The organism is Cupriavidus sp. FW305-3-2-15-C-LB2, assembly GCF_058787575.1.
This window is the reverse complement of record NZ_JBYSZW010000021.1, coordinates 85525-109127: the sequence shown is the minus strand read 5'-3', so window position 1 is coordinate 109127 and position 23603 is coordinate 85525. Positions and strand designations below refer to the sequence as shown.

General features: G+C 66.2%; 23 protein-coding genes and 4 tRNA genes. 12 read left to right on the top strand and 15 right to left on the bottom strand.

What is annotated here, in order from left to right; all coding sequences use genetic code 11:
* Nucleotides 1-212 (bottom strand): acetyl-coenzyme A synthetase N-terminal domain-containing protein (locus AC3WRR_RS17390; protein ID WP_492297541.1); only part of this gene is annotated, 212 nt, incomplete at its 3' end.
* A 294-nt stretch (nucleotides 213-506) separates the two neighbouring features.
* On the opposite strand from AC3WRR_RS17390, the gene AC3WRR_RS17385 reads away from it, so the two are divergent.
* The 4 genes from AC3WRR_RS17385 to murI all read left to right on the top strand — a co-directional run bounded on the left by AC3WRR_RS17385 (nucleotide 507) and on the right by murI (nucleotide 4747).
* On the top strand, nucleotides 507-1466 hold the full coding sequence (locus tag AC3WRR_RS17385; RefSeq protein WP_011615710.1) for a DMT family transporter: 960 nt from the start codon (nucleotides 507-509) through the stop codon (nucleotides 1464-1466).
* A 105-nt stretch (nucleotides 1467-1571) separates the two neighbouring features.
* Nucleotides 1572-2114: a TIGR00645 family protein gene (locus AC3WRR_RS17380; RefSeq protein ID WP_037024644.1), complete on the top strand. Its 543-nt coding sequence runs from the start codon at nucleotides 1572-1574 to the stop codon at nucleotides 2112-2114.
* A 201-nt stretch (nucleotides 2115-2315) separates the two neighbouring features.
* A complete protein-coding gene (locus AC3WRR_RS17375; RefSeq protein ID WP_010814713.1) occupies nucleotides 2316-3839 on the top strand; it encodes a fumarate hydratase in 1524 nt (507 codons plus the stop codon).
* 98 nt (nucleotides 3840-3937) lie between these two features.
* The gene (murI, locus tag AC3WRR_RS17370; RefSeq protein WP_010814712.1) at nucleotides 3938-4747 is read left to right on the top strand and encodes a glutamate racemase; all 810 of its coding nucleotides are present in this window, start codon (nucleotides 3938-3940) and stop codon (nucleotides 4745-4747) included.
* Between the two features lie 20 nt (nucleotides 4748-4767).
* On the opposite strand, the gene AC3WRR_RS17365 is transcribed toward murI, so the two are convergent.
* A complete protein-coding gene (locus AC3WRR_RS17365; protein ID WP_011615711.1) occupies nucleotides 4768-7068 on the bottom strand; it encodes an AAA family ATPase in 2301 nt (766 codons plus the stop codon).
* Between the two features lie 486 nt (nucleotides 7069-7554).
* Here AC3WRR_RS17365 and AC3WRR_RS17360 point away from each other — a divergent pair, with 486 nt between their 5' ends.
* The 4 genes from AC3WRR_RS17360 (at nucleotide 7555) to AC3WRR_RS17345 (ending at nucleotide 10011) form a co-directional block, all read left to right on the top strand.
* A complete protein-coding gene (locus tag AC3WRR_RS17360) occupies nucleotides 7555-8214 on the top strand; it encodes an energy transducer TonB (RefSeq protein WP_010814709.1) in 660 nt (219 codons plus the stop codon).
* Between the two features lie 62 nt (nucleotides 8215-8276).
* Nucleotides 8277-9005, top strand: coding sequence for a MotA/TolQ/ExbB proton channel family protein (locus tag AC3WRR_RS17355; RefSeq protein WP_010814708.1), 729 nt, complete (start codon nucleotides 8277-8279; stop codon nucleotides 9003-9005).
* Between the two features lie 21 nt (nucleotides 9006-9026).
* Complete coding sequence (locus AC3WRR_RS17350) at nucleotides 9027-9440, top strand: ExbD/TolR family protein (protein ID WP_010814707.1); 414 nt, start codon at nucleotides 9027-9029, stop codon at nucleotides 9438-9440.
* Between the two features lie 241 nt (nucleotides 9441-9681).
* A complete protein-coding gene (locus tag AC3WRR_RS17345; RefSeq protein WP_010814706.1) occupies nucleotides 9682-10011 on the top strand; it encodes a hemin uptake protein HemP in 330 nt (109 codons plus the stop codon).
* A gap of 271 nt (nucleotides 10012-10282) precedes the next feature.
* Here the strand turns inward: AC3WRR_RS17345 and AC3WRR_RS17340 are convergent, their stop codons facing one another.
* The 3 genes from AC3WRR_RS17340 to AC3WRR_RS17330 form a co-directional block, all read right to left on the bottom strand.
* Nucleotides 10283-10690 carry a heme-binding protein gene (locus AC3WRR_RS17340; protein WP_010814705.1) on the bottom strand — a complete coding sequence of 136 codons (408 nt, stop codon included), beginning with the start codon at nucleotides 10688-10690 and terminating at the stop codon, nucleotides 10283-10285.
* Between the two features lie 158 nt (nucleotides 10691-10848).
* Complete coding sequence (locus AC3WRR_RS17335; protein ID WP_010814704.1) at nucleotides 10849-11106, bottom strand: hypothetical protein; 258 nt, start codon at nucleotides 11104-11106, stop codon at nucleotides 10849-10851.
* A gap of 271 nt (nucleotides 11107-11377) precedes the next feature.
* Nucleotides 11378-11731: a hypothetical protein gene (locus AC3WRR_RS17330; RefSeq protein WP_492297539.1), complete on the bottom strand. Its 354-nt coding sequence runs from the start codon at nucleotides 11729-11731 to the stop codon at nucleotides 11378-11380.
* A 187-nt stretch (nucleotides 11732-11918) separates the two neighbouring features.
* Here AC3WRR_RS17330 and AC3WRR_RS17325 point away from each other — a divergent pair.
* Nucleotides 11919-12005 (top strand) — tRNA-Leu (locus AC3WRR_RS17325).
* A gap of 87 nt (nucleotides 12006-12092) precedes the next feature.
* Here AC3WRR_RS17325 and AC3WRR_RS17320 read toward each other — a convergent pair.
* On the bottom strand, nucleotides 12093-13187 hold the full coding sequence (locus AC3WRR_RS17320) for a YeiH family protein (protein WP_010814702.1): 1095 nt from the start codon (nucleotides 13185-13187) through the stop codon (nucleotides 12093-12095).
* 98 nt (nucleotides 13188-13285) lie between these two features.
* On the opposite strand from AC3WRR_RS17320, the gene AC3WRR_RS17315 reads away from it, so the two are divergent.
* On the top strand, nucleotides 13286-14215 hold the full coding sequence (locus tag AC3WRR_RS17315; protein WP_492297537.1) for a LysR family transcriptional regulator: 930 nt from the start codon (nucleotides 13286-13288) through the stop codon (nucleotides 14213-14215).
* A gap of 18 nt (nucleotides 14216-14233) precedes the next feature.
* Here the strand turns inward: AC3WRR_RS17315 and AC3WRR_RS17310 are convergent, their stop codons facing one another.
* The 6 genes from AC3WRR_RS17310 to uvrC form a co-directional block, all read right to left on the bottom strand.
* Entirely contained in the window at nucleotides 14234-15478 is a 1245-nt protein-coding gene (locus AC3WRR_RS17310) for a cation:proton antiporter domain-containing protein (protein ID WP_010814700.1), read from the bottom strand.
* A 394-nt stretch (nucleotides 15479-15872) separates the two neighbouring features.
* Nucleotides 15873-15946 (bottom strand) — tRNA-Cys (locus tag AC3WRR_RS17305).
* Nucleotides 15947-16066: 120 nt separating this feature from the next.
* A tRNA-Gly gene (locus AC3WRR_RS17300) sits at nucleotides 16067-16142 on the bottom strand.
* A gap of 60 nt (nucleotides 16143-16202) precedes the next feature.
* Nucleotides 16203-16278 (bottom strand) — tRNA-Gly (locus AC3WRR_RS17295).
* A gap of 171 nt (nucleotides 16279-16449) precedes the next feature.
* Nucleotides 16450-17049 (bottom strand): CDP-diacylglycerol--glycerol-3-phosphate 3-phosphatidyltransferase, encoded by a 600-nt coding sequence (pgsA, locus tag AC3WRR_RS17290; protein WP_010814699.1) that lies wholly within the window; start codon nucleotides 17047-17049, stop codon nucleotides 16450-16452.
* Between the two features lie 103 nt (nucleotides 17050-17152).
* Nucleotides 17153-19195 (bottom strand): excinuclease ABC subunit UvrC, encoded by a 2043-nt coding sequence (gene uvrC / locus AC3WRR_RS17285; protein WP_010814698.1) that lies wholly within the window; start codon nucleotides 19193-19195, stop codon nucleotides 17153-17155.
* 106 nt (nucleotides 19196-19301) lie between these two features.
* Here uvrC and earP point away from each other — a divergent pair, with 106 nt between their 5' ends.
* Together earP and efp are read left to right on the top strand one after the other, a co-directional pair.
* Nucleotides 19302-20459: an elongation factor P maturation arginine rhamnosyltransferase EarP gene (earP, locus tag AC3WRR_RS17280; protein WP_058698459.1), complete on the top strand. Its 1158-nt coding sequence runs from the start codon at nucleotides 19302-19304 to the stop codon at nucleotides 20457-20459.
* A gap of 212 nt (nucleotides 20460-20671) precedes the next feature.
* Nucleotides 20672-21232 (top strand): elongation factor P, encoded by a 561-nt coding sequence (gene efp, locus AC3WRR_RS17275; protein WP_010814696.1) that lies wholly within the window; start codon nucleotides 20672-20674, stop codon nucleotides 21230-21232.
* Between the two features lie 88 nt (nucleotides 21233-21320).
* Here efp and nagZ read toward each other — a convergent pair whose 3' ends face one another.
* Genes nagZ through pdxJ form a run of 3 tightly spaced genes read right to left on the bottom strand, consistent with a single transcriptional unit; the run spans nucleotide 21321 to nucleotide 23586 of the window.
* Nucleotides 21321-22370, bottom strand: coding sequence for a beta-N-acetylhexosaminidase (gene nagZ / locus AC3WRR_RS17270; RefSeq protein ID WP_011615718.1), 1050 nt, complete (start codon nucleotides 22368-22370; stop codon nucleotides 21321-21323).
* Between the two features lie 14 nt (nucleotides 22371-22384).
* Nucleotides 22385-22807 carry a holo-ACP synthase gene (acpS, locus tag AC3WRR_RS17265; protein WP_010814694.1) on the bottom strand — a complete coding sequence of 141 codons (423 nt, stop codon included), beginning with the start codon at nucleotides 22805-22807 and terminating at the stop codon, nucleotides 22385-22387.
* Complete coding sequence (gene pdxJ / locus AC3WRR_RS17260; RefSeq protein ID WP_439670797.1) at nucleotides 22804-23586, bottom strand: pyridoxine 5'-phosphate synthase; 783 nt, start codon at nucleotides 23584-23586, stop codon at nucleotides 22804-22806. Before pdxJ ends, acpS begins: the two co-directional genes overlap by 4 nt.
* Between the last annotated feature and the right edge of the window lie 17 nt (nucleotides 23587-23603).

Sequence of the window (23603 nt, the reverse complement as noted above, 5' to 3'; positions counted from 1 at the left end):
GGTGCGTTGCTTTGGTCCAGCACCTTGGTGAAGGGCTTGGTCCAGTGCAGCAGCTCGCGCGCGTGGCGCGCCCAGAAGCCTTCATAGTCACGCTCGGCTTCGTCGCACAGCGCCTGGTAGGCCTCCATGCCGGGGATCGCGGCCTGGCTGGCGAAGCCTTCGGGCGGGTTGAACACGCGATGCTCTTGCATCACCGATTCGATGGCGGACATAGGTTTGTCTCCTGATTTTGGACTGGCTTTGGCTGCCACGTTACGCCCGACGGCTTACTTAAACCTGACGGTAAGACCTGACGGTGGGCCGGGGCGTGCCTGCAACTTGTTGCAATGCAGCGGGAAAAATCCACGCACGCGCCGCGAAAGTGCAGCCTTCTCCATTAGGCTAGCACAGCTATAATGCCGCGAGTTCCATACCTGATCGCGGCGCTTACCCTTGCCGCTCCCGCCGGCTCAGCACCGGCCGCGCCAAGGCGCCGCGGCGCCCGCCGGACGACCAAGGCCGTACCCGTGCCCGCCAACCCTTCAGCATTCTCCCCGGTCTACGCCCTCTTCCTGGTTGCCTCGATGGCACTGGTCGGCAGCAACGTGGGCCTCGGCAAATCGATCATCGCGCATGTGCCGGTGCTGCTGTTCGCGCTGCTGCGTTTTGTCATTGCCATCGTCTGCCTGGCGCCCTGGTACCGGCCCGCGCGCATGCGCCGGGTCTCGCGCGGGGAATGGCTGAACCTGTTCCTGCAGGCGTTCTTCGGCACCTTCCTGTTTACGCTGCTGATGCTCAATGGCGTGCGGCTGACCAGCGCCATGGCGGCCGGCGTGATCACCAGCACCATCCCGGCCACGGTGGCGATCCTGTCGTGGCTGCTGCTGCGCGAACGGCTGTCGCGGCGCACGGTGGCATCGGTGCTGCTGGCGATGACCGGCATCGCCGTGCTGAATATCGCCCGGGGCGACGCGCACGGTGCCGGCAGCGGCAGCCAGGCATGGCTGGGCAACCTGATGATCATGGGCGCGGTGGTGTGCGAATCGATCTACGTGATCCTGTCGCGCCGGCTCACGCAGACGCTGGCCGCGATCGAGATCTGTGCCTACACGCATTTGATTGGCGGGCTGCTGATGCTGCCGCTGGGGCTGGTGCCGCTGCTGGGCTTCGATGCGTCGACGGTGCCCACGCAGACCTGGCTGATGCTGCTGTGGTATGCGCTGTCGGCGAGCGTGTTCTCGTTCTGGCTGTGGATGAAGGGAATCCGCCATGTGCCGGCGCAGCTGGCGGGGGTGTTCACCTCGGTACTGCCGGTGGCGGCTGCCACCTACGGCATCGTCTTCCTGGGCGAGCAGCCGGGCTGGCCGCATGGGGTGGCGCTGGCGTGCGTGCTGGCCGGGATCGTGCTGGCCAGCTGGCCGGGGCGGATCGCGCGCGGCGCGTGGCGCGGCAAGGCGGCCGGCGCCGATCCCGGCGCCGCGGGCTGAGCCACGCCGGCGACGAACGGTTCGGTTACGGTCGGTAACACCGCCCGGTCATCGGCGCTTGGTACAATCCACGCCGCCTTTCAACTCGCTGACACCGCCCCGCCCATGGCTTCCAATCCAATGACCAGGCCGCAGACCATGCGGCCGATCCCGAGCATCATCTTCGCGTCGCGCTGGCTGCAATTGCCGCTTTACCTGGGCCTGATCGTGGCTCAGGGCGTCTATGTCTACCACTTCCTGGTCGAGGTCTGGCATCTGCTGGCGCATGTGACCGAGTTCGACGAGAACAAGATCATGCTGGTGGTGCTGGGCCTGATCGACGTGGTGATGATCTCCAACCTGCTGATCATGGTGATCGTGGGCGGCTATGAGACCTTTGTCTCGCGCCTGGGCATCGACAACCACCCGGACGAGCCGGAATGGCTGGACCACGTCAACGCCGGGGTGCTCAAGGTCAAGCTGTCGATGGCGCTGATCGGGATTTCGTCGATCCACCTGCTCAAGACCTTTATCGATGCCGAGCAACGGACCACGCACACCATCATGTGGCAGGTGGCCATCCATATTGCCTTCCTGCTGTCGGCAGTCGCCATGGCCTGGGTGGACCGGATGGTGTCGCACCCGGCCGGCGCAGCTGCCAAGCACTAATCACATTAGTGCGCTATCGGACGCCTAGTCCCAGCCAGACCGCGGCCATGTGCCGCGGTTTTTGCTTTTGGGCCCGCCCCCACGCAGGCAGCGGCGTTTGCCGCACATTATCGGCTGTAGACGGATGTATGCAGCCGGGCAGAGCGCCCCGGCTCAGTGTATGATTTCAGGCTGTGTTTCACCGCTGCCCTCCCCCACAAAATGACTGTCATCAAGCAAGAAGACCTCATCCAGAGCGTCGCCGACTCCCTGCAGTACATCAGCTACTACCACCCGATGGACTACATCACCAGCCTGGGCCGCGCCTATGAGCTGGAGCAGAGCCCGGCGGCCAAGGACGCGATCGCGCAGATCCTGACCAACAGCCGCATGTGCGCCGAGGGCAAGCGCCCGATCTGCCAGGACACCGGCATTGTCACGATCTTCGTCAAGGTGGGGATGGACGTGCGCTGGGATGGCGCCACCATGGGCCTGACCGACATGATCAACGAGGGTGTGCGCCGCGGCTACACGCATCCGGATAACGTGCTGCGCGCCTCGATCGTCAGCCCGCCCGAAGGCGGCCGCAAGAACACCAAGGACAACACCCCGGCTGTGATCCACTACGAAGTGGTGCCGGGCAACACCGTCGACATACAGGTTGCGGCCAAGGGCGGCGGCTCGGAGAACAAGTCCAAGTTCGTGATGCTGAACCCGTCGGACTCGATCGTCGACTGGGTGCTGAAGACCGTGCCGACCATGGGCGCCGGCTGGTGCCCGCCGGGCATGCTGGGCATCGGCATCGGCGGCACCGCCGAGAAGGCCATGGTGATGGCCAAGGAATCGCTGATGGAGTCCATCGACATCCAGGACATCATCGCCCGCGGCCCGAAGGACTGGGTCGAGGAACTGCGCGTCGAGCTGTACGAGAAGGTCAACGCGCTGGGCATCGGCGCGCAGGGCCTGGGCGGCCTGGCCACCGTGCTGGACGTCAAGATCATGGCCTGCCCGACCCACGCCGCGTCCAAGCCGGTCGCGATGATCCCCAACTGCGCCGCCACCCGCCACGTGCACTTCACGCTGGACGGCAGCGGCCCGGCCAAGCTGGAAGCGCCTGACCTGTCGCAATGGCCGAAGGTAGAGTGGGCCCCGAACACCGAGACCTCCAAGCGCGTCGACCTGAACACGCTGACGCCGGAAGAAGTCGCCTCGTGGAAGCCGGGCCAGACCCTGCTGCTCAATGGCAAGATGCTGACCGGCCGCGACGCCGCGCACAAGCGCATCGCCGACATGCTGGCCAAGGGCGAGAAGCTGCCGGTGGACTTCAAGAACCGCGTGATCTACTACGTTGGCCCGGTCGATCCGGTGCGCGACGAGGCAGTCGGCCCGGCCGGCCCCACCACCGCCACGCGCATGGACAAGTTCACCGAGATGATGCTGGCCGAAACCGGCCTGATCTCGATGATCGGCAAGGCCGAGCGCGGCCCGGTAGCGATCGAGGCCATCAAGAAGCACAAGTCGGCCTACCTGATGGCCGTGGGCGGCGCCGCCTACCTGGTGGCCAAGGCGATCAAGGAAGCCAAGGTGGTCGGCTTCGAAGACCTCGGCATGGAAGCGATCTACGAGTTCGACGTCAAGGACATGCCGGTGACGGTCGCCGTGGACAGCGAAGGCACCTCGGTGCACAAGACCGGCCCCGCGGAATGGCAGGCCAAGATCGGCAAGATCCCGGTCGCCGCGCTGTAAGCCTGGCAGGACGGTAGAATCTGCCGTCGCGCTCGAAAAAGAAGCCGGGTTCCGACCCGGCTTTTTTCTACCTTGTTTCTTGTCGTCCCTGCACCCCAGTGAACCCCGCACCCATCGGCGTCTTCGATTCCGGCCTTGGCGGCCTGTCCGTGCTGCGCGAGATCCGCGCGCTGCTGCCCCATGAATCGGTGCTGTACCTCGCCGATTCGAAATACGCCCCGTACGGCGAGAAGCCCGAGAAGTTTGTCGAAGCGCGCACCCTGCAGGCCTGCGAATGGCTGATCGCCCAAGGCTGCAAGGCGCTGGTGATCGCCTGCAACACGGCCACCGGCCACGCTGTGGAACTGCTGCGCAAGCAACTGCCGCTACCAATCATCGGTGTGGAACCCGGCCTGAAACCTGCCGCCGCGGCCAGCCGCAGCAAGGTGGTGGGCGTGCTGGCCACCGCCAATACGCTCAAGAGCGCCAAGTTCGCGCGCCTGCTGGCGTCTCTGGATGGTGAAAGCCGTTTTATCTGCGAAGCCGGCCTGGGCCTGGTATCGCTGATCGAGCAAGGCGACATCGATGGCCCGGCCGTGCGCGAGCGCCTCGATACCTACCTCACGCCCATGCTCGAAGCCGGCGCCGACACGCTGGTGCTGGGCTGCACCCACTACCCTTTTCTCTCCGGCACGATCCGCGCGATGGTTGGCGACCAGCTGGCACTGGTCGACACCGGCAGCGCCATTGCGCGCCAGCTGGCACGCAAGCTGGCCGAACACAAGCTGGCCGCCGCGCCCGATGCCACGCCGCACGACCGCTTTGCCTCGACCAAGGACGCCGCGCACCTGCGCGCGATGGCAGCCACGCTGCTGCAGGTGGAAGCGGATGCGGAAACCGTGGTGATCGAGCCGGCGCCGGCGCTCTGACCTCTGACCGGCGCCTTCCCCTACTGCAGGAAGCCCAGTGGCCGGTGCTCCCGCACCTCGGGCTTGATCGCGTGCTCCTGGCGCAGCTGTGCCAGGAACTCATCCGGCGTCAGCGCCTCGCCCAACAGCACACACTGGCGCTTGACCGTGGCGAAGTCGCCCGGCGTCAGGCAATCCATCGTATCCAGTTCACGGCGCATGCTGTCGGTCAGGCCGGCGGCATCGCCGTCGAGCGCCTCGTCGACAAACATCGCCACGCGCTGCGCGGGCTTGAGCGCCAGGAAGCGGATCTTGAAAGAGAAGCGGCGCAGCGCCGCCTCGTCGATGCGGTCGAACAGGTTGGTGGTGCAGATAAAGATGCCGTTAAAGCGCTCCATGCCCTGCAGCATCTCGTTGACCTCGGAGATCTCATAGTTGCGCACCGCCTGCTGGCGGCTCTGCATGAAGCTGTCGGCCTCATCCAGCAGCAGCACCGCCCCATCCTCTTCGGCGCGCGCGAACATGGCGGCGATCTGCTGCTCGGTCTCGCCCACATATTTGCTCATCAGGTCGGAGGCGCGGCGGATCATCAGTGGCAGGTCCAGCTCGGACGCGATATGCTCGGCCAGCGCGGTCTTGCCGGTGCCGGGCGGGCCGTAGAAGCACAGCGTGCCGCGCTGGCGCACGCGCAGCGCGTCGACGATCTTGACCACCTCGTAGCGGGTTTCCAGGTGCAGGTTCTCCAGCCGGTAGTGCGTGACCACCGGCCGCGCCTCGGCCTCGGGGCGCAGACCCATGGCGCGGTCGGCGTGTTCCAGCTGGCGCAGGATCAGCGCTTCCACCGGCTCTTCCACGTCGGGCCGTGCCAGCTCGACAAAGCGCGCGGCCGACTGCACCTGCGCGGGCGTCAGCGTCTTGCGCCCGGCCAGCCCGGTGATAAATGCGTCGCTGACGTCCAGCCCGCCCAGGTGCTTGCGGATGATGTTCTCGCGCACCAGCGGCGGCGGGATCTTCAGCTCCAGGTGGAACTGGAAACGGCGCAGGTAGGCCGGGTCGATCTGCCGGATCGAATTCGAGATCCAGATCACCGGCACCGGGTTCTGCTCTAGCGTCTGGTTGACCCAGGCCTTGCCGTTGACCGAGGCGCGCGTGTCTTCCTGGCCGAACAGGCTCATCAGCTCGCGCGCGCTGCCCGGGAAGACGTCTTCCACCTCATCGAACAGCAGCGCGGTATGGGCACGCCCGCGCAGGAAGGCCTGCGACACCTGCAGCGAGCGGTAGCGGTCCTTGCCCGACAGGCTGTTGCCGTCGCGGTCCAGGCAATCGACTTCATACAGCTCGCAGCCCGCCTCGCGCGCCAGCAGCCGCGCGAACTCGGTCTTGCCGGTGCCGGGCGGCCCGTAGATCAGCACGTTGACTCCGCTCGCATGCTGGCGCGTGGCATTGGACAGCAGCGCGCACAGGTAGCGCGCGTCGGTCTCGACATGGGGATAGTCGGCAGTGGTCAGCGTGGGCGGCGCGGCCGGGCGGGTGAAGACCGCCATCATCTCGGCTTCGTTGGCGTAGTTGCCCAGCAGCACGTGCAGCAGCCGGTCCGAGAGCCGCATCAGGTCGCCCAGGTCGGTCACGCTGTTTTCCGGCAGCGGCTGTTCGATCAGGTTCAGCGTCTCCAGCCGCGAGCCCGGGCGCAGCGAGGCGGCCACGTCGGCCGCGCCGGCGCCGGTCAGCCCGGCCAGGATCTGGAACGCTTCCTGGCTGTGCGCCACCTTGCAGTCGACCATCACCGCGCGCAGGTCGCGCTTGTACTTGGCCAGCGCCGCGTACAGCAGCAGCTTGCGCTCGTGCTCGGGCAGGTCCAGCACATGGCTAAGCATGTCGATATTGCGCACCAGCAGCACGCGCTCGCCTTCCAGGCGCTGGGCGATGGCAGCGGCCGAAGCGTCGAACACGGCGAACATGTCCTTGGCGTGGTGCTTGACGTACTCGTCCAGGTAATAGAACAGCGCGCTTTCGTCGAAAGCGCTGTTCCATTGGCCGTGGCGGTCCAGGAATTCCTCAGGGGTCAGGCGAGCGGTGCCCTTCCAGGCGGGCATGTCGGCGCAGCGCGCGGCCAGGAAGCGCTGCACGCGCAGCACCACGCCGTACGGCCACACCATCTCCTGCGCGCTGACGGTCAGGACATCGTTGATATTGCTGCGCAGGTTGAAGCGCGGGCCCAGCGCGCAGACCACGCGCAGGGCAAACTGCGCGCACATCCAGTCCAATGCTGAACTGGACGATGTGCCAGGCATGGAGCGCAGAATCGTCGATCGGTCATCTTCAGCAAAACGTGTGAAGTCCATGAACGGGTCCCCGAGCGCGCTGTGCGCGATGGCGGGGCCGCGACCGGGGCACCGCCACGTCTGCAGTTTCTTCCTATGCTAGCGCGCTTTGGTACCGACCGCGCATGCCTGTGCGCCACGGGCACCGGCAATTGTGGCCTGGGGCACCGAAGCGCAGCAAAGTGCCAGAGCGCGCCAGCGCGCATGCACCGCTGCATCACCTCCCGAAATGCTGCCTGGACTTGCCGGTATAACGTGCCGGGCCAGAAAATTCCAGTTGCGACGCACAAATTACAAAAAATAAGAATCATTATCGTTTATACTAGCCCGCTGACACGCTGCCCCAGAGTGGCGCTCCCACGGCAACCCAGTTGAAGGAGCGTTTATCATGGAATTGCTGCTTAGCCTGCTGGTTGGTTGCGGCATCTCGCTGATCCTGTTTTATCGCAAGTGACGGCGCACAGCGCCGCCGCGGTGCCACCGCTGGCAGACTTTTGTTGTTGACACATGTTCGACCAACGCTTCCTCAAGATTACGCTCGCCGTACTGCTGTTCCACGTCGGCCTGCTCTACCTGATCCAAAGCGGCCTGGGCCGCAAGCTGACCGAGGCGGTGATCTCGCCGGAAATCGTCGCGCGCATCATCCCGCTGGAGCCTCCCAAGCAGGAAGCCCCGCCGGAGCCGCCCAAACCCAAGCCCAAGCAGGAAACCCCGCCCAAGCAGGTGAAGGTGACCACGCCCAAGCCGACCCCGCCGCAGCCCAAGCCAACCCCGCAGCCGGTAGCCAGCCTGCCGCCAACACCGAACGCGCCCGAGGCTCCTCCCGCGCCGCCGGCACCCCCGGCACCGGCACCTGAGCCCGCCCCGGCGCCGGTATCCGCCGCGCCGCGTGCGGTCGGCATCGGCGAAATCCAGTGCACGGCGCCGCAACCGAAGTATCCTTCCCAGTCACGCCGCATGGGCGAGACCGGCAAGGCCGTGGTGCGCCTGACCACCGACGAAAGCGGCAAGGTCGTGAAGACTTCCGTCGTATCCTCGAGCGGTTCATCGCGCCTGGACCAGGCCGCGGTAGAGGCCGTGCAGGCCATGCGCTGCAAGCCTTACATGGACAACGGCCGCGCCGTCGCCGTCACGGCGCAGCAGCCGATTGGCTTCGAACTGAACTGACCGCCCCAGATTTCCGATCTCTGATCTGACCTAAACCAAGCGAACTCACCAGGAACCAACACATGCAGGACCTCGGACTCTCCCACCTCTGGACGCAAGGCGACTTCGTCATGCGTGCGACCGCGATCATTCTGCTGATCATGTCGCTCGCCTCATGGATCGTGATCCTTACCAAGGCGTGGGATCTGGTGCGCCTGAAGAAGATGGCGCACGGCGCGGAAAAGCGCTTCTGGCATTCGGACGATTTCGACCACGCGCTCGAAACCCTGGGCGCCGGCGACTCCAACCCGTTCCGCACGCTGGCCATCGCCGGCAAGGAGGCCGCCCAGCACCACCGCGCCAGCCAGCCGCAGCTGCACGACGTGATGGATATCTCCGACTGGTTGACCCGCTCGCTCAAGAGCTCCATCGACGACTCGGTGGCGCACATGCAATCGGGCCTGGCAGTGCTGGCTTCGGTGGGCTCGACCGCACCGTTCGTGGGCCTGTTCGGCACCGTGTGGGGCATCTACCACGCTCTGATCGGCATCGGCGCCTCGGGCGTGCCGACCATCGACAAAGTGGCCGGTCCCGTGGGCGAGGCGCTGATCATGACCGCCTTCGGCCTGGCCGTGGCAATTCCCGCCGTGCTGGGCTATAACGCCCTCACCCGCGGCAACAAGTCGGTGATCTCGAAGCTCAACCGCTTTGCCCACGACCTGCACGCCTACTTCGTCACCGGCGCGCGCGTGCGCCCCACCGGCGCCCGCGCCGAGGACGGTACCGTGCGCCTGGCCGCGGCTCAGCGCTAAACCGCAAGCAAGGAAGTCATCATGGCATTCGGTACTCTCGACGGCGACGACGACGAGGTGATGAGCGAGATCAACATGACGCCGCTGGTCGACGTCATGCTGGTGCTGCTGATCATCTTCATCATCACCATCCCCGTGATCAACCACGCGGTGAAGATCGACCTGCCGCGCGCCACCAACACCCCGAACGACCCGAAGCCGCAGAACATCAACGTCTCGATCGACGCTGCCGGCAAGGTCTTCTGGAACCAGGTGGAAGTGGACCAGGCCACGCTGGCAAGCAATATCGCGCTGGCCGCGCAGCAGCAGCCGCAGCCTGAGCTGCACCTGCGCGCGGACCGCGAGGTGCGCTACGAGCGCGTGGCCGAGGTCATGGCCGCCGCGCAGCACGGCGGCCTGGGCAAGATCGGCTTTATCACCGAACCCAAGCAGTAGGCGGGCGCCGCCAGGCGCTCCGGAACGACAAAGGGCACTTCAGGGTGCCCTTTGTCGTTGATGCCGCCGAGTCATGGCGCCAGCCTGCGCTGCGTCGCCTCTTGCGCCCCCCTTCTAACCGCACTTGGTCGTTCCGCGAATCTTAGTCAGAGGCTATTGTAATGATAACAATTCTCATTTAATATCTTTCCATCGACTGCGCCATGACCGGCGCGCCCTTTTTGCAGAACGGAGCCAGAAGATGAGCACACTTTCCCTGCCGCTGTCGCAACCGCGTGAAGTCACCCGCCGCCGGCTGTCGCTGCGCCGCGTCGAGGTCGCCGCGCAACCGCGCCGCGAGGCCAGCGCGAAGGCGGCACCGTCGACCATCGCATCCGTGAAATCCGCGGTGGCGGCCCTGCCCGCCCGGCTCGAGGCACTGGTGCGCGACAGCCTGTCGCCAGCGCCTGCCGGCGAGGCGGTCGCCCTGGATGCCATCATGCGCGGCGCCAGCACCCTGCCGATCCTGCACAACGGCGATGTCTACACGCTGCGCGTCACGCGCTACGGCAAGCTGATCCTGACGAAATGACGCGGCCCCGCGGCGATACCGCAAGGTTGAAGCCAGAGGGAAGCGATCTAGACCCGCGTTGGGCGCGGGTGCCACGTACGTGGCAGTAAAGACTTTTGTGGGGACCACCTCGGAACGAGGTGTTGGGCAGTAGCCAGGTACTGGTGCCGCGGGCGGGATTCAGACCCCACGCCGGGCCGACCGTACCCAGCCATGCCCTCTTTTATGCCGCCCCGCAGGCCATGCCTGCGGGGCATTTTCATGCGCCGGCACAGTGGCCGGCGCAAGGGCTTTACAGGCCCAGCGCAGCGATGCCGGCACGCGCGATCTGCGCGTCTTCGGTCGACTTCACGCCCGACACGCCCACGGCACCGACCACCTGATCGTTGCAGACGATGGGCACGCCGCCCTCCAGCATGCCTTGCAGCACCGGCGCCGTCATGAACGAGTAGCGGCCGTTGTTGATCATGTCTTCGTATACCTTCGACTCGCGACGGCCCAGCGCCGAGGTACGGGCCTTTTCGCCGGCAATATAGGCCGAGATCGGCGCGGCACCATCCAGGCGCTGCATCGCCAGCAGATGGCCGCCATCGTCCACCACGACGATCGACACGGCCCATTGATGATTCTTCGCCTCGGTTTCCGCAGCGGCCATGATCTTCTTCACGTCGTCTGCCGTCAGAACCGTCTTTTGCTGCATGCCACTCTCCTGGTCATTCATTTGGTTGAGGCCGAAGTATAGCGCTGCACCCCCGCCATCGTCATGACAGGCGCCCCATTGCGGTGCGCCGGAGCGCGGGGAAAAACAAAAATGGCCCGCGCTTGGCGGGCCATTCATCATGGACGGACAACAGCGATTCAGGCGCCGTCCGAGTACGGATCCGGCTTGCCCATGCGCGCGCCATCGGTGTATGGATCGGGCTTGCCGAGGCGGGCACCGTCGGTGAACGGATCAACCTTGCCCATCTTGGCACCATCGGTGTACGGGTCCGTCTTGCCGACCCTGGCGCCGTCCAGGTACGGATCGACCTTGCCGACGGCGGCAAATGCGGAGGTGGAAAGCGCGCCCAGCGCGGCCAGGGCTGCGACGGCAGCAACGGCTTGTGTGATCTTCATGGATATTCCCCTTGCTATTGTTAGTCGAGGCACCGTACAGCACTTCGCGGTGCCGTCATCACGATGTCACAACGGTAGTTTAGGGGAAAACCCTTATGACGATAGAGGTGACGCTTTGAGCAGTCTGTTCAAATAATTTGACTACGCTCAGCAAGGGGTCGAATTTCCGGGAACTGGCTTCAGCGCCTCATGTCGCAGTGCGGCAGGAAAAAAGAAAGGACCCCGGAGGGCCCCTTCTCTTTCAAAAAGCTTGCGCAGCTCGAACGGGCGATCAGTCGTCGCGCCAACGGCCATGACCATGGCCATGCCCACGGCCACGATGGTATCCCGGCGGGCCATAGTAGCCGCGGTGGCCGCCGTAATAGCGCGGCGGGCCGTAGTAGCCAGGACCGTAATAGACCGGACGCGGTCGTACCACCACCGGGGGCGGGCCGTAGTAGACCGGCGCAGGTCCCACCACGACAGGCGGCGGTGCATAGTAAGCCGGGGCTGGCGGATAATAGGCGGGCGCGCCAACCACTACGCCCGGCACGCCGATTGCCACGCCGACGCTCACATGGGCCATTGCTGCCCCGGAAGCAAGCCCGGCTGCGACACCGAATGCTGCGAGCCACCAACGTTTCATATCCGCCTCTCAAAGTGAGATTTCTCTTAATCCGTATTGTAGGGGTTCGGAATTTTCCAGGTGCAACGGCAAGGTCGACATTGTTACCAGCCGTAACAGCGGCGTCACTTTTTCGCGCGCCAGGCGCCCGCAGCAGTAACGCGCTTGCATCCGGGATGCCGAGCCACCACAATACCGGGCTTGCCGTGCGGCCGTGGAGAAATTGGTAGACTCAGCAGACTTAAAATCTGCCGCCTTTCCAGGCTTACGGGTTCGAGTCCCGTCGGCCGCACCAGGGTGTACAGCCCCCCTCCGCTCCCGCTTCAAAATAAAAGAAGGGGCCATCGGCCCCCTTCTTTTGCTGCCTTCAGCTCCGCGCGCGTCAGGCCATCGCGTAGCACATCAGCGCACCCACCCCCATCAGGAACACGAACAGCACACCGGCCAGCGCCAGCGGCTTGCGTCCGGCGCGCACCAGATCGCCGATGCGGGTGTGCAGGCCGATCGCCAGCATCGCGCAGGCCAGCAGCCAGTTGTCCAGCGCGATCAGCGGCGCCTTCCAGGCAGTGGGCACGGTGCCGGCCGAGTTGACCGCCATCACTGCGACAAACCCCACCGCGAACCACGGCACCGACTTCAGGATGCCATGCAGGCGGCTGCCGCCTGCGGTGCCTTGCTCGGCTTGCTCGCCGCCCTGCGGCCACAGCGCCATCACCAGCAGCAGAGGGCCCAATGCCAGCACGCGCACCATCTTGGCCACCACGGCAGCGTCGGCGGTCGGCTCGCTGATCATCTTGCCGGCGGCGATCACCTGGGCCACCTCGTGCAGCGTCGCGCCGGTAAAGATGCCGAACATGCGCTCGCTGACGGCCCAGTGCCAGTGGCCGGTCGCCAGTTCGTACAGATAGGGATAAAGCAGCATGCCGACGGTGCCGAACAGCACCACCGTCGCCACCGCCACGGCGGTCTGTTTGTCGTCGGTGCGCACCACCGATGATACGGCGATGGCCGCGGCGGCACCGCAGATGGCGCTGCCGGAGCTGACCAGGATCGCTTCGCGGCGGCTCAGGCCGAAGAACGTCGTACCCACCCAGGTGCCGAACAGCAGCGTGGCCACCAGCATGGTCAGCGGCACCACGATGCCCGGCAGGCCCAGGGCGACAATCGAGGCAAAGGTCAGGCGCAGCCCGTACAGCGCCACGCCCAGCCGCAGCAGGTGGTGGCGTGCGACCTGCATGCCGGGGGCCAGCGGCGCCAGCCAGTGGCGCGGCAGCGTGTTGGCCGCGACCATGCCGGCGCACATGGCCAGCGTCAGCGCGCTGAGCCCGTAGCGCGCCACGGCCGGATGCTCGGCCAGCGCAATCGCCAGCCAGGCAATGCCGCCCAGCGGTACCAGCGTCAGCAGGCGCTGCGACCACGGCGGCGGCAAGGCCGGCGCGGCGGCCGGGGTGGTGCGGGGGGCGGAGACGGAGGACATGGCAGGCTCGGGTCGTGTTCTTTAGTGACTCAAGCGTACTGGCACCCCGCTAACCCGTAAAACGGGTAATATCGTTATGCGTTATTGATTATATCGATATGAACCACCGCCCCGATCCCCGGCCCGAACATCGTCCCCTGCGCCTGACGCTGCGCCAGCTGTCCGTCTTCGTTGCCGTGGCCCAGCATGGCAGCACCATGGCGGCGGCGCAGGCACTTGCGATGTCGCAGTCGGCCGTCAGCGCCTCGCTGGCCGAGCTTGAGCGCGCGCTCGACAGCCCGCTGTTCGACCGCGTGGCCCGTCGGCTCAGCATCAACGAGACCGGCCGCCAGTTTTTCCCGCGCGCGCTGTCGCTGCTGGACCAGGCCCAGGAACTGGAGCGCTTTGCCACCCAGACCGGCGTGCAGCTGCGCATCGCGGCCAGCAATACCATAGGCAGCTACATCCTGCCGCCGCTGCTGGCGGGCTTCCGCCATTCGCGCAGCGGCCCGTGCACGCTGGACCTGCGCATCGGCAATACCCGCGAGGTGCTGCAATCGTTGCTGCAGTTCGACGCCGATATCGGCCTGGTCGAAGGCGCCAGCCATGAGCGCGACCTGCGCAGCGTGCCCTGGTGCGATGACGAGATGGTGGTGGTAGTCGGCCCCTCGCATCCGCTTGCGGCCGTGCCGCACGACCTGGTGGCGCTGCGCGATGCCGAGTGGATCGTGCGCGAGCCGGGCTCGGGCACGCGCGAGGTCATCGAGGAACGGCTGGTGCCGCTGCTGGGCGAGCTGCGCTTCGCGCTGGAGCTGGGCAACGCCGAAGCCATCAAGCGCGCAGTGATGAGCGGCTTCGGCGTCAGCTGCCTGTCGCTGCATGTGGTGCGCGATGAACTGGAGCGCCGCACGCTGGTGGCGATCCGCGACGGCCTGCCACGCATCGTGCGGCCGCTGCAGCTGGTGGTGCACCAGGACAAGTTCCCGACCCAGGGGCTGCTGGCCTTTACCGAATACCTGCGCACCATGGCGCCGCGGATCGGCGGCTGAGCCGCACCCAGGCTCCGGTCATGCCGGCTGCGGATCCGCGCTGCGATTGCGCCGCGCCGTGTACAGGTCGAGCAGATGGAACAGCACCGGATTGAGCATGATCGACAGCAGCGCCCCGGCCAGGATCAGCGCCTGGCCGCGCTCGGGCAGGATCTTCAGGTAGACGCCGAGGCTGGCGAGAATGAACGAGAACTCGCCGATCTGCGCCAGGCTCACGGCAATGGTCATGCCGGTCTGCCCGGAATGCCCGAAGGCACGCACGATGCCCAGCGCCGCCAGCGACTTGCCCACCACGATGATAAACACCGTCGCCAGCACGCCCCACGGATCGTTGACCAGCACCATCGGGTCGAACAGCATGCCCACGGATACGAAGAAAAGCACGGCGAAGGCATCGCGCAGCGGCAGCGACTCTTCGGCCGCACGATGACTGAACTCGGACTCCGCCAGCACCATGCCGGCAAAGAACGCGCCCAGCGCGAACGACACGCCAAAGAGCGCATAGGCGCCGTAGGCCACACCCAGCGCCGTCGCCAGCACGCCCAGGCGGAACATCTCGCGGTTGCCGGTCCAGACGATGCGCTCCAGCATCCACGGGATAAAGCGCCGGCCGATCACCAGCATCACCGCGACGAAAGCGGCCACCTTGCCCAGCGTCGCGAAGATCGCGAGCACCACGTCACCGGTAGCCGGGGCGGCCTCGCCCGATGTTTCGCCCGAGGTTACGCCGGAAGCCGCCAGCAGACCTGCCATGGCCGGCAGCAGCACCAGGGCCAGCACCATCGCCAGGTCTTCCACGATCAGCCAGCCGACCGCGATGCGGCCCTGCGGCGACTCCACCAGGTCACGCTCCTGCAAGGCCTTTAGCAGCACCACGGTGCTCGCCACCGACAGCGCCAGTCCGTACACCAGCCCCTGCCCCCATGACCAGCCGAAGCCCCAGGCCACCAGCATGCCCATCAGCGTGGCGATGCCGATCTGCACCACCGCCCCCGGAATGGCGATGCGCTTGACCGCCATCAGGTCCTTGATCGAAAAGTGCAGCCCCACCCCGAACATCAGCAGGATCACGCCAAGCTCGGCCAGCTCCGGCGCCAGGGCCTGGTCGGCGGTATAGCCGGGCGTGTGCGGACCGACCACGATGCCCGCGCACAGGTAGCCGATCAACGGCGGCAGGCGCAGCCGGCTGGCGATGGCGCCAAGGATAAAGGCCAGGACGATACCGCCGACGATGGTACTGATAAGCGGGGTGGCGTGATGCATGCGCGCGGGATTCCTCGTGTCAGGGGCTGAACGGCTAACCCGCTCCCGGCCCTGGCAACCGCGACAGCGCATCCGGCGCGCACCAGCGGTCAGCGCGGGGAAATCGCCGCAACAATTGGCAGCAGCATCGGAACGGGGAAGAACGGGAAGTGCCGCAGCGGCCCCGGACACGCCGGCGGCGCGTCACGGATCGGGGATGGCGATTGACATGCTGCCCCGCTATCCATCACGCGGAGCCCCCCGAAAAGCGTACGACAGGAGTAATGTAACATGCCCGCCACGTGCCCGAGGCGCGGAGATGGCGGACGATCCGGCGCCTGCTTGACTGAAGGCGAGGCAGGGAACTGGCCCGGAAAACAAAAACGGCGCCGCGAGGCGCCGTTCTGCATGCAACTGGAGGCGGAGGTCGGAATCGAACCGGCGTACACGGCTTTGCAGGCCGCTGCATAACCACTCTGCCACCCCGCCAGGTGACGTGCTGCTGGATTGTATCCGCATTCAGCCGATGCTGCCGGAGCGCAGCTTCCGGCAATGTCTTGCGGCGATTCAACCCAAACAAAAAGGGAAGCGGTGCTTCCCTTTGGGGATTGGAGCGGGAGACGAGTCTCGAACTCGCGACCTCAACCTTGGCAAGGTTGCGCTCTACCAACTGAGCTACTCCCGCATACAACTTTTTACTGCCAGCCCCGCACCGCGCAAGCACGCTGCCGGACCTTCTTTAACCTGGAGCGGGAGACGAGTCTCGAACTCGCGACCTCAACCTTGGCAAGGTTGCGCTCTACCAACTGAGCTACTCCCGCAGGGGCACTACCGAATTCCAATAAGGTGTTTTATGCCGCAACACGCTGCTATCTCACAACATCTTGCGCTAAACCCACCTTATCTCGCTGCTTTCGTTTGTGTCGTCAGCAACGAGAATGAGATTATGCAAAGAACTGCTCTCGCCGTCAACACCTTTTCAAAAATTCTTTTCATTTCTGCGCGCCGGCGCGCGCCACCATCCCGCTGCGCTCGCGGATTTGCGGCCAGGCCAGCTTCATGTAATAGAACATCGACCACAGCGTCAGCACCGCCGCCACGTAGATCATCCACGTGCCGAGCAGGTGGGCATCGAAGCCGAACAGGCGGTCGCTGTACAGCAGCAGCGGGATCGCCACCATCTGCACCGTGGTCTTGAGCTTGCCGAGGAAGTTCACCGCGACGCTCTTGGAAGCGCCGATCTGCGCCATCCATTCACGCAGAGCCGAAATGGTGATCTCGCGCCCGATGATCACCAGCGCGATCAGGTCCGTGACCCGGCCCAGCGCCAGCAGCGAAAGCAGCGCCGCCGTCACCATCAGCTTGTCGGCGACCGGATCCAGGAAGGCCCCGAACGACGAGGTCTGGTTCCAGCGCCGCGCAAGGAACCCGTCCAGCCAGTCCGTGACCGCGGCAATGATGAAGAACGACGCCGCCGTCAGGTTCTTGGCGTGCATCGGCAACCACGCGTCGGGCAGGTAGAACACGCCAACCACCAGGGGAATCATGGCGACGCGAAGCCAGGTCAGCAGGATCGGGAAATTGAAGGGCATGGAACTCGGGCGGCGGGGGACGGTAACCAATCTTGCGATTGTCGCCGATTTCCGGACCAATCGACCATCACTGGTCAATTTCCCACCCCGCGGCCCCGCGCGCTCAGTGCAACTGCCGGTAGATCTCTTCGGCCAGGCCGCGTGAAATGCCCTCGACGCTGGCCAGTTCGTCGATGCTGGCGGCCATCACGCCGCGCAGCCCACCGAAGCGGGTCAGCAGCTTCTGGCGCCGGCGCGCGCCGATGCCCTCGATCTCTTCCAGCCTCGAGGTGGTGCGCGTCTTGGCGCGGCGCGCGCGCATGCCGGTGATGGCAAAGCGGTGCGCCTCGTCGCGGATCTGCGCCACCAGCATCAGCGCGGCGCTGCCCTGCCCCAGTTCCAGCGACGGACGGCCATCGGCGAACACCAGCGTCTCCAGGCCGACCTTGCGGCCCTCGCCCTTGGCCACGCCGACCAGCAGGCCGATATCCAGCCCGAGCTCTTCGAACACCTGCCGTGCCACCTCGACCTGTCCCTTGCCGCCGTCGATCAGCACGATCTGCGGCACCTGCGCCGCGGCTTCGCTGCCGGCCTCCATGCCGCCGTCTTCCTGGATCTGCTCGACCAGCTTCTGGTAGCGCCGCGTCAGCACCTGGCGCATGGCCGCGTAGTCATCGCCGGGAATGATGTCCTGGATGTTGTAGCGGCGGTATTCGCTGTTCTGCATGTCGTGGTGGTGGTACACCACGCACGATGCCTGGGTGGCCTCGCCGGCGGTATGGCTGATGTCGAAGCATTCCACGCGCAGCAGCGCCAGATCTTCCAGGTCCAGCCCGATGGTTTCGGCCAGCGCGCGCGTACGCGCCTCCTGGCTGCCCTGCTCGGCCAGCCGGCGCGACAGCGCCAGCGCGGCGCCCTGCTGCGCCATCTCCAGCCAGACCTTGCGCTGGCCCTGCGGCTGGCGCACCAGCGTGACCTTGCGCCCGGCGTGCAGCGTCAGCGCCTCGAGCACCGTGGCATCGTCCGGCGCATGACTGACGACGATGATGGGCGGCGCCGGCTGCTCCAGGTAGTGCTGCACCATGAAGGCCGACAGCACCCGGGTGGCGATGCGGTCGACGGTCAGCGGCGGCGCGGCGGCGGCGCTGTCATCCTCGCGCTCATCGGCATCCTCGACGATCATCGCCGCTTCGTCGGCATGGGCCGGGAAGTAGGCCTTGTCGCCCAGATGGCGGCTGCCGCGCACCATGGCCAGGTTGACGCAGGCACGCCCGCCCTCCACGGCGACGGCCAGCACGTCGATGTCGCGCGCCTGCCCGCCTACCTCTTCCACCGCCTGGCGCTTGAGCACGGTCGACAGCGCCGCGATCTGGTCGCGCACGGCCGCGGCCTGCTCGAACTCCAGCCGCTCGGCGTGCTGTTCCATCTTGCCCTGCAGGCCTTCCAGCACCTCGGTCTGGCGGCCTTGCAGGAAGCGCGCCGCATTGGCGACGTCGCGCGCGTAGTCCTCTTCGCTGATGGCGTTGACGCACGGACCGGTGCAGCGATGGATCTGGTGCAGCAAGCACGGCCGCGTGCGGTTGTTGAAGACGGTGTCCTCGCAGGTGCGCAGCTGGAACACCTTCTGCAGGATCTGCATGCTCTCGCGCACCGCATAGGCGCTCGGGAACGGCCCGAAGTACTGATGCTTGCGGTCGGTGGCGCCGCGGTAGTACGCCATGCGCGGGAAGCGGTGCCCGGTCAGCTTCAGGAACGGGTACGATTTGTCGTCGCGGAACAGGATGTTATAGCGCGGCGCCAGCGCCTTGATCAGGTTGTTCTCGAGCAGCAGCGCCTCGGCCTCGGTGCGCACCACCGTGGTATCGATGCGGGCAATGCGCGCCACCATCATCGCAATACGCGGCGACAACTGGGTCTTGTTGAAGTAGCTCGACACCCGCTTCTTCAGGTCGCGCGCCTTGCCCACGTACAGCACATTGCCTGCCGCGTCGAAATAGCGGTACACGCCCGGCAGGCCGGGCAGGCGGGAAATGACCGGGCGCGGGTCGAACGGCTCCGGCGGCGCTTCAGCAGCCGCCTCGGCAGTCACCTCGGCTGGCCGGGCGGCCGCCGCTTCGGCCGGAACTTCGTCGGCGGGATTTGGGGAATCGGGTTGCTGGTCGGACATTGGGGACGGTGACCGCTACACGGCCTGCGCGCATCAAAACGGCATGGCCTCTAAAATCGCAAGTTTAGAGCAATTCAGCGCGCGCCCCGCCCGCCCCTCACCCGCCATGCCTATCCGCTCCTGGGACATCTTCTGCACCGTGATCGACAATTTCGGCGACATCGGCGTCTGCTGGCGGCTGGCACGCCAGCTCGCACAGGAACACGGGCACGCGGTGCGGCTGTGGGTCGATGACCTGGCCAGCTTCGCGCGGCTGGCGCCGGAACTCGATACCGGCGCCACGGTGCAGCGCCTGGCGGGCGTGGAGATCCGTCCGTGGCGGCCGGGTGGCGACAGCGTGGATGACACCGCCGGGGTCGAGCCACACGATGCCGTCATCGAAGCCTTCGCCTGTGATGTGCCGCAAGCCTTCCTGGCCCGCATGGCCGCGCGTGACCCCAAACCCGCCTGGATCAACCTGGAATACCTGAGCGCCGAGCCCTGGGTACGGGAGCACCATGCGATGCCCTCGCCCCATCCCCGGCTGCCGCTGGTGAAGCATTTCTTCTTCCCCGGCTTCGAGCCCGGCACCGGCGGCCTGCTGCGGGAATCGATGCTGGGCGCGCAGCGCGCCGCCTTCCTCGGCGGCACGGCTGCCCAGGCGGCCTTGTGGCACCGGCTGAGCGTGACGCCCCGGCCCGATGCGCTGCGCGTGAGCCTGTTTGCCTACCGCAACCCGGCCCTGCCCGCGCTGCTGGAGCAATGGCGCGATGCCGCCGAGGCGGTCCATTGCCTGGTGCCCGCAGGCCTGGCCGCGGACCAGGTCGCCGAATGGCTGGCTGCCCCGCTGCGGATTGGCGACCCGGTGGAACGCGGCAGCCTGTGCGTGCAGCTGATCCCTTTCGTACGCCAGGAGCACTTTGACGAACTGCTGTGGGCCTGCGACCTGAACTTCGTGCGCGGCGAGGATTCCTTCGTGCGCGCGCAATGGGCGGCGCGGCCGCTGGTGTGGCATATCTACCCGCAGGACGATGCCGCGCACCGGGTCAAGCTGGACGCCTGGCTCGACCTGTTCGGCCAGGGCGGCGTGGCGCCGGAAGCAGCCGCCGCGCTGACGGACTTCTGGCACGCCTGGAACGGCTACGGCAATGCCGTGGACTGGCCGCGTCTGCGTGCGCACCTGCCGGCACTTGCCGCGATCGCAGCGCGCTGGGAGCGGCGTTTGCAGCATCCTGGCGATCTTGCCGCCAACCTGGTGGCGTTTTGCGAAAATCGGGTAAAATGATCGGTTGATTCAAATGGCGACCTGGGCCGGAGAACCAGGGCCTTTCCCAGGCGTCAGACCGACACTGGGCGAAGACCTGAATGCAAGCTGAGCACGGGGTCGCGAGCGCGTGAACGCCTCTCGTTGGGGCTCACAGGCTCACCGCAGGTGATGCCGGCAGCGCGCCTTCGCCATTCCAAATTCCTACTTTCTATTTCAGGAAAACAGTTCAGATGAAAATCGCACAGGAACTCCGCGTCGGTAACGTGTTCATGATCGGCGGCGATCCGATGGTCGTGCAGAAGGCCGAATACAACAAGTCGGGCCGCAACGCCGCTGTGGTCAAGATGAAGTACAAGAACCTGCTGACGGACGCACCGGGCGAGTCGGTGTTCAAGGCCGACGACAAGTTCGAAGTCGTGGTGCTGGAGCGCCGCGAATGCACCTACTCGTACTTCGCTGACCCGATGTACGTGTTCATGGACGCCGACTACAACCAGTATGAAGTCGAGAAGGACAGCATGGGCGACTCGCTGAACTACCTCGAAGACGGCATGAACGTTGAAGTGGTGTTCTACAACGACAAGGCCATCTCGGTTGAAATGCCGACCACGCTGGTCCGTGAGATCGTCTACACCGAGCCGGCAGTCAAGGGCGACACCTCGTCGGGCAAGGTGCTCAAGGGCGCCAAGATCAACACCGGCTTCGAGTTGCAAGTGCCGCTGTTCTGCAACATCGGCGACAAGATCGAAATCGACACCCGCACCGGCGAATACCGCAGCCGCGCCAACTAAGGCGCTTGCCTCACCCCGCCTCAGCGCGGGGCCGGTCAACAAAAATGGCAGCCTCGGCTGCCATTTTTGTTTGTGCACGCGGCCCCGTTCAGGCGATCAGGTCGTGCTCTTTCAGCGTGCGCAGCGCGGCGCGGTACTCGCCCTCCTGGTGCAGCTTGTTCCAGTCCAGCGGCTTCCTGCGCGCGAACAGCTTGCGGATGCGGCGCTGCGAGGTCTTGTCGATGCCCACGTCCAGCTCGGTCAGCAACTGGTCGGCGCGCTCCGGGTGGTTGCAGATCAGCACCATGTCACAGCCCGCGGTCAGCGCGGCGCGCGCGGCCTCGGTGACATTGCCGACGACGCTGGCGCCTTCCATGCTGAGGTCGTCGCTGAAGATCACGCCCTCGAAGCCCAACTGGGCGCGCAGCACGTCCTGCAGCCAGTAGCGCGAGAAGCCGGCCGGGTTCGGGTCGACCTTGGGGTAGATCACGTGCGCCGGCATCACCGACGACAGCGACAGGCCCAGCCACTCGTACGGGCGCGCATCCTGCTCCAGGATCTCGTCCAGCGAGCGCTCGTCGACCGGGATCGCCACGTGCGAATCGGCCTCGACATAGCCGTGGCCAGGGAAGTGCTTGCCGCAGTTGCTCATGCCGGCCAGCAGCAGGCCATGGTTCAGGTGGCCGGCCAGCATCGACACCACGCGCGGATCGGCGTGGAAAGCGCGGTCGCCGATCACGGCGCTGCGGCCGTAGTCCAGGTCCAGCACCGGGGTGAAGCTCAGGTCGATGTCGCAGGCGCGCAGTTCGGCGGCCAACACATAGCCGCAGGCCACGGCGGCCTTGGTCGCGGCCAGCACGTCGCGCTCCCACAGCTCGCCCAGGCAGTGCATCGCCGGCAGGTGGGTGAAGCCGTCGGTCTTGCAGCGCTGCACGCGCCCGCCCTCATGGTCGATGCAGATCAGCACGTCGTCTCGCACCGCGCGGATGGCGCGCGTCAGCGCCTGCAGTTGCGCGCGCGACTCGAAATTGCGCGCGAACAGGATCACGCCGCCGGTCAGCGGATGCGCGATGCGGCGCAAGTCCTCCGCGTCGAGCTGCTTGCCGACGACGTCGAGGACCACCGGGCCCGGCCGCTTGCCAGAGTTCTTCTTGGACATGGAAGTTGTTGGATTCACAAGGCTGTAGGTTGGGAAGCCGCCCCGCCCGCACGCTCGGCAATGGCGAAGGCGACGGCAAAGTCGTGCTCGTCACTGACACTGACCCGCACGGAGAGCCCGCGTTCCGCCAGCCATGCGGCCAGCTCGCCATGGCATATCGGCGTGGGCTCGCCGGACGGCAGGTTCATCAGCTCCATGGCGCGCCACGTCATCGGCCAGCGCATGCCCAGGCCAATGGCCTTGGAGAACGCCTCCTTGGCAGCGAAGCGCGTGGACAGGAAGGCCAGCCCGCGCTTCTCGGAGCGCGCCTTGCGCGCGTGGTACTTGGCCAGCTCATCGGGGCCCAGCACCTTCTCGGCGAAACGGCCGTTGGTGCGTTCCATCACGCCCTGCACGCGGGCGATCTGGATGATGTCGGTGCCGACGCCGTAGATCACGCCGGCGCGCCCGCGGCAGGACAGCGCGTGCCCAGGCGCGCGGCGACCATGATGGCCTTCATCTCGCGCACCGCGTTCTCCCAGCCCGCGAACACCGCATGCGCCACGATCGCGTGGCCGATGTTCAGCTCCTTGATGCCGGGCAGCGCGGCGATCGGCTGCACATTGGTGTAGTGCAGGCCATGGCCGGCGTTGACCACCAGGCCGTGCTTCTGGCCCGCATCGACGCCATCGGCGATGCGGCGGAACTCGAGCGCCTGCTCATCGGGCGTATGCGCATCGGCATAGCGGCCGGTATGCAGCTCGATCACCGGCGCGCCGCACGCGGCCGCCGCGGCGATCTGGTCGGCATCGGCATCAATGAACAGCGACACGCGGATGCCGGCACCGGCCAGCTGCGCGCACGCCGCCTTGACCTGCTCGAAACGCCCGGCCACATCGAGCCCGCCCTCGGTGGTCACTTCCTCGCGGCGCTCCGGCACCAGGCATACGTCCTGCGGACGGATCTCGCAGGCGATGTCGAGCATCTCCTGCGTGAGCGCGCATTCCAGGTTCATGCGCGTGGCCAGTTGCGGGCGCAGCGCGCGCACGTCGGCATCGCGGATATGGCGGCGGTCTTCGCGCAGGTGCAGCGTGATCAGGTCGGCGCCGGCCTGTTCCGCCAGCAGCGCGGCACGGATGGGATCGGGGTACACGGTGCCGCGCGCGTTGCGCAGCGTGGCGACGTGGTCGATATTGACGCCAAGGTCGATGACGCCCGGATTTGCGTGGAAGATCATGCGAGCAGGTGCAGGAG

Coding starts and splice junctions, on each gene's coding strand:
- AC3WRR_RS17380 (WP_037024644.1), top strand. CDS start 1,572: ATGGCTTCCAATCCAATGACCAGGCCGCAGACCATGCGGCCGATCCCG.
- AC3WRR_RS17375 (WP_010814713.1), top strand. CDS start 2,316: ATGACTGTCATCAAGCAAGAAGACCTCATCCAGAGCGTCGCCGACTCC.
- AC3WRR_RS17365 (WP_011615711.1), bottom strand. CDS start 7,068: ATGGACTTCACACGTTTTGCTGAAGATGACCGATCGACGATTCTGCGC.
- AC3WRR_RS17360 (WP_010814709.1), top strand. CDS start 7,555: ATGTTCGACCAACGCTTCCTCAAGATTACGCTCGCCGTACTGCTGTTC.
- AC3WRR_RS17355 (WP_010814708.1), top strand. CDS start 8,277: ATGCAGGACCTCGGACTCTCCCACCTCTGGACGCAAGGCGACTTCGTC.
- AC3WRR_RS17350 (WP_010814707.1), top strand. CDS start 9,027: ATGGCATTCGGTACTCTCGACGGCGACGACGACGAGGTGATGAGCGAG.
- AC3WRR_RS17345 (WP_010814706.1), top strand. CDS start 9,682: ATGAGCACACTTTCCCTGCCGCTGTCGCAACCGCGTGAAGTCACCCGC.
- AC3WRR_RS17340 (WP_010814705.1), bottom strand. CDS start 10,690: ATGCAGCAAAAGACGGTTCTGACGGCAGACGACGTGAAGAAGATCATG.
- AC3WRR_RS17335 (WP_010814704.1), bottom strand. CDS start 11,106: ATGAAGATCACACAAGCCGTTGCTGCCGTCGCAGCCCTGGCCGCGCTG.
- AC3WRR_RS17330 (WP_492297539.1), bottom strand. CDS start 11,731: ATGAAACGTTGGTGGCTCGCAGCATTCGGTGTCGCAGCCGGGCTTGCT.
- AC3WRR_RS17320 (WP_010814702.1), bottom strand. CDS start 13,187: ATGTCCTCCGTCTCCGCCCCCCGCACCACCCCGGCCGCCGCGCCGGCC.
- AC3WRR_RS17315 (WP_492297537.1), top strand. CDS start 13,286: ATGAACCACCGCCCCGATCCCCGGCCCGAACATCGTCCCCTGCGCCTG.
- AC3WRR_RS17310 (WP_010814700.1), bottom strand. CDS start 15,478: ATGCATCACGCCACCCCGCTTATCAGTACCATCGTCGGCGGTATCGTC.
- pgsA (WP_010814699.1), bottom strand. CDS start 17,049: ATGCCCTTCAATTTCCCGATCCTGCTGACCTGGCTTCGCGTCGCCATG.
- uvrC (WP_010814698.1), bottom strand. CDS start 19,195: ATGTCCGACCAGCAACCCGATTCCCCAAATCCCGCCGACGAAGTTCCG.
- earP (WP_058698459.1), top strand. CDS start 19,302: ATGCCTATCCGCTCCTGGGACATCTTCTGCACCGTGATCGACAATTTC.
- efp (WP_010814696.1), top strand. CDS start 20,672: ATGAAAATCGCACAGGAACTCCGCGTCGGTAACGTGTTCATGATCGGC.
- nagZ (WP_011615718.1), bottom strand. CDS start 22,370: ATGTCCAAGAAGAACTCTGGCAAGCGGCCGGGCCCGGTGGTCCTCGAC.
- pdxJ (WP_439670797.1), bottom strand. CDS start 23,586: ATGATCTTCCACGCAAATCCGGGCGTCATCGACCTTGGCGTCAATATC.